Genomic DNA, 3,381 nt, shown 5'->3' on the forward strand with positions numbered 1-3,381 from the left:
GGCGCCGCTCGGGCCGGCGGGGGCGTGGGGGGGGGGGGGGGGGGGCCCCCCGGGGGGGGGGGGGGCCCCCCGGCCGGCTAGGCCTCGTTGTCGATGATCTTGTAGGTGTGGGCCCCGTTGATCGCCCACATGCGGTACTGGACCTTGGGGTGCCGGATGACATCGGTCCACGCGTTCGGCCGGATCACGTCCGCGCTGATCATCACGGTCACGGCGGAGTGCTTCTTGTTGAAGATGATGCGGTTCGGCTTCGGCTCCTCCCTGACGTTGAAGCCCGCCTTCTTCAGGTAGCTGCTCGCCCGGATGATCCGCACCTTCTTGCCGTTCCAGCAGTACTTGACGCTCGAGTGCCACTGGTAGTTCGTCGGAATGGTGTTGGAGTTGATGTACCGGTCGACCGTGTTGCACTTCTCCTTCGCCTTCGCGCCGGCCGTCGTCTTGGTCCCGGCGCTCCCGGTGGCCCCGGCGCTCCCGGCGCCCGACGCGGCCCCGGTGCCCGACGCGGCCCCGGTGCCCGACTCGGCTCCGGTGCCCGCCGCGGCTCCCCCCAGCACGGCGGGCGCCTGCTGGTCGGACACCGCGGAGACCTTGCCGACCGGCCCGGACTCCGACTGACCGCCCACGAGCACGCCGGCGGTGATGGCGCCGCTCAGCGCGGTGACGCCCACCGCCGCGGCGATCGCGGCGCGGCGCCGCGACGGCTTGCGCGGCTCAGACTTCTCCTCGTGCATTTCTCCACACTTCCTTCCATTGTCGGGCTTTCCGATTAGCCGCCCGATCACTGGAGAAAAATGTATGGAGAATGACGTCCGGCCCCCTAGGGCCATAGGGCCCCAATATCACCTCTCGCGGACCCTGATGTCCTTTGACGCGAACTCGAACCGGTCGCTCAGAAGGATCGCCGGGGAGTCCGCGGCGGGTGGCGGCAGGACGCTACAGCTTGTCGCGGAGCCGGGCGCCCTTCGCCTTGGCCTGGCCGTAGAGGTCCTTCTGGAAGACCTCCATCTTGGCCCGCAGCCCCTCGTCGGACGCGGCCAGGATGCGGACGGCCAGCAGCCCGGCGTTGCGGGCCGCGCCGACCGCGACCGTCGCGACGGGGACGCCCGCGGGCATCTGCACGATCGACAGCAGCGAGTCCATGCCGTCGAGGTACTTCAGCGGCACCGGCACGCCGATCACCGGCAGCGGCGTCACCGACGCCAGCATGCCGGGCAGGTGCGCGGCGCCGCCCGCGCCCGCGATGATCACGCGGAGGCCGCGGCCGGCGGCCTCCTCCCCGTAGGCGATCATGTCGTGCGGCATCCGGTGCGCGGACACGACGTCGGCCTCGTAGGGGACGCCGAACTCCGCCAGCGCGTGCGCGGCGCCCTCCATGACGGGCCAGTCGGAGTCGCTGCCCATCACCACGCCGACGACCGGCTCGCTCATTTCCGCTTCTCCCCCATCTTGGTGCCCCACCGCAGGTAGTCGGCGGCGTGCCGGGCCCGCTCCCGGACGTCGTCGAGGTCTGTGCCGAGCGCCGTCACATGGCCGATCTTGCGGCCGGGACGCGACTCCTTGCCGTACATGTGCACCTTGACGGCCGGGTCGTGGGCCATCACGTGGATGTAGCGGGAGTAGACGTCCGGGTCGTCGCCGCCGAGTACGTTCGCCATCACCGTGTACGGGGCGGTCGGCTCGGTGGAGCCGAGCGGCAGGTCGAGGACGGCCCGCAGGTGCTGCTCGAACTGCGACGTCCGGGAGCCCTCGATCGTCCAGTGCCCCGAGTTGTGCGGGCGCATGGCCAGCTCGTTCACCAGCAGCCCGGCGTCGGTCTCGAACAGCTCGACCGCGAGCAGCCCGACGACGCCGAGCTCCTCCGCGACGCGGAGGGCGAGGCTCTGCGCCTCGGCGGCCAGGTCGTCGGACAGGCCCGGGGCGGGCGCGATCACCTCGGTGCAGATGCCGCCCTCCTGGACGGTCTCCACGATCGGGTACGCGGCGCCCTGCCCGTAGGGCGAGCGCGCGACGAGGGCGGCGAGCTCCCGCCGGAACGGGACGTGCTGCTCGACCATCAGGTCGACGCCCTCCGCGAGCAGCCGCTCCGCCTCGCCGGACGGCTCGTCCACGATCCAGACGCCCTTGCCGTCGTAGCCGCCGCGAGTCGCTTTGAGGACCAGCGGCCAGCCGTGCTCGCGGCCGAACTCCGCCAGGAAGGCCGCGGGTTCCGACGCGGGCACGGGCGCGTACGCGGGGCACGGGACGCCGAGGCCGCTGAGCCGCTCGCGCATGACGAGCTTGTCCTGGGCGTGGGCGAGGGCGGCCGCGCCCGGCCGGCACGGGACGCCCGACTCCTCCAGCTCCCGGATGTGCGGGCCCGGGACGTGCTCGTGGTCGAACGTGACCACGTCGCAGCCCTTGGCGAACGCCAGCAGGTCGTCGCGGGACCGGTCGTCCCCCACCCGGACGTCGGACACGGCCTTGGCCGCCGACTCGTCGGGCGCCCCGGCGAGGACGCGCAGCGACACGCCGAGCGCGATCGCGGCCTGCTGGGTCATCCGGGCCAGCTGCCCGCCGCCCGCCATGCCCACGACGGGCATGTCACCCCGGCGGAGCCGGGCCGGGGGGCGTGGGGGGGCGTCCCCCCTCGGGGAATCCGGTGGAACACTCACGTCAGAAGGCTATCGGCCGATCGGGGCGAACGAATCCCCGGCGGCGGGCGTCACAGGTGTGTGGGGGTCGTGACAATGGGCAGGGAACGCGTGGACAGCGTGAAACGTTCATGTTCCGACGTCTCCGCGGCAACAGGCGTCTATTCTCGTGGTGCCTCCGCATCAGCCGCCGCGCCGTCGGCCGTGGCGTTCGACGAAGTCCGGAAGGACGGTTCCCCTTCGTGAGCCTGGTCGCCAAACTCCATCGGCGGTTCGCGCACCTCGTGCACGAACTCGCCAAGTTCGGCAGTGTGGGCGCGATCGCGTTCGTCATCACGGTCGTGATCGGCAACGGCCTGCACACCGGGATGGGCGTCGGCCCGCTGACCTCCAACGGCGTCGCGACGATCATCGCGACGACGTTCTCCTACCTGGCGAACCGGTGCTGGACGTTCCGGCACCGCGACCGCACCGGGCTCGGCCGCGAGTACGTGCTGTTCTTCGCGCTGAACGGCGTCGGGCTGGTGATCACCGAGCTGTTCATCGGCTTCTCGCACTACGTCCTCAAGCTGGACGGCGCCGTCTTCTACAACATCGCCCTGGTCATCGGCACCGGCGTGGCGACGCTGTTCCGCTTCTGGTCGTACAAGAAGTGGGTGTTCCTGCCGGCGAGCGCGCCGGCGGTCGACCCCGCGTCCGGCCTGCCCGAGGCCCCCGCCGCCGGCGCCGCCGGCGCCCCCGGCTCCGCCCA

General features: G+C 71.8%; 4 protein-coding genes. 1 reads left to right on the top strand and 3 read right to left on the bottom strand.

The annotated features are described in order from the left end of the window. Window positions 1-77: 77 nt before the first annotated feature. The 3 genes from AB0K34_RS46265 to AB0K34_RS46275 form a co-directional block, all read right to left on the bottom strand. Window positions 78-731, bottom strand: coding sequence for a hypothetical protein (locus AB0K34_RS46265; protein ID WP_364554887.1), 654 nt, complete (start codon window positions 729-731; stop codon window positions 78-80). Between the two features lie 202 nt (window positions 732-933). Then, the gene (gene purE, locus AB0K34_RS46270) at window positions 934-1,428 is read right to left on the bottom strand and encodes a 5-(carboxyamino)imidazole ribonucleotide mutase (protein ID WP_301177499.1); all 495 of its coding nucleotides are present in this window, start codon (window positions 1,426-1,428) and stop codon (window positions 934-936) included. Continuing rightward, window positions 1,425-2,579: a 5-(carboxyamino)imidazole ribonucleotide synthase gene (locus AB0K34_RS46275; RefSeq protein ID WP_364554889.1), complete on the bottom strand. Its 1,155-nt coding sequence runs from the start codon at window positions 2,577-2,579 to the stop codon at window positions 1,425-1,427. The genes purE and AB0K34_RS46275 overlap by 4 nt, the downstream gene beginning before the upstream one ends. Before the next feature lie 293 nt (window positions 2,580-2,872). On the opposite strand from AB0K34_RS46275, the gene AB0K34_RS46280 reads away from it, so the two are divergent. Then, a partial coding sequence (locus AB0K34_RS46280) for a GtrA family protein (protein WP_364554891.1) occupies window positions 2,873-3,381 on the top strand: 509 nt, incomplete at its 3' end.

The organism is Actinomadura sp. NPDC049382 (assembly GCF_040677125.1).
Classification (GTDB): domain Bacteria; phylum Actinomycetota; class Actinomycetes; order Streptosporangiales; family Streptosporangiaceae; genus Spirillospora; species Spirillospora geliboluensis.

Excerpts from the sequence above, each read along its gene's own strand:
- AB0K34_RS46265 (WP_364554887.1), bottom strand. The coding sequence starts at position 731 with ATGCACGAGGAGAAGTCTGAGCCGCGCAAGCCGTCGCGGCGCCGCGCC.
- purE (WP_301177499.1), bottom strand. The coding sequence starts at position 1,428 with ATGAGCGAGCCGGTCGTCGGCGTGGTGATGGGCAGCGACTCCGACTGG.
- AB0K34_RS46275 (WP_364554889.1), bottom strand. The coding sequence starts at position 2,579 with ATGCCCGTCGTGGGCATGGCGGGCGGCGGGCAGCTGGCCCGGATGACC.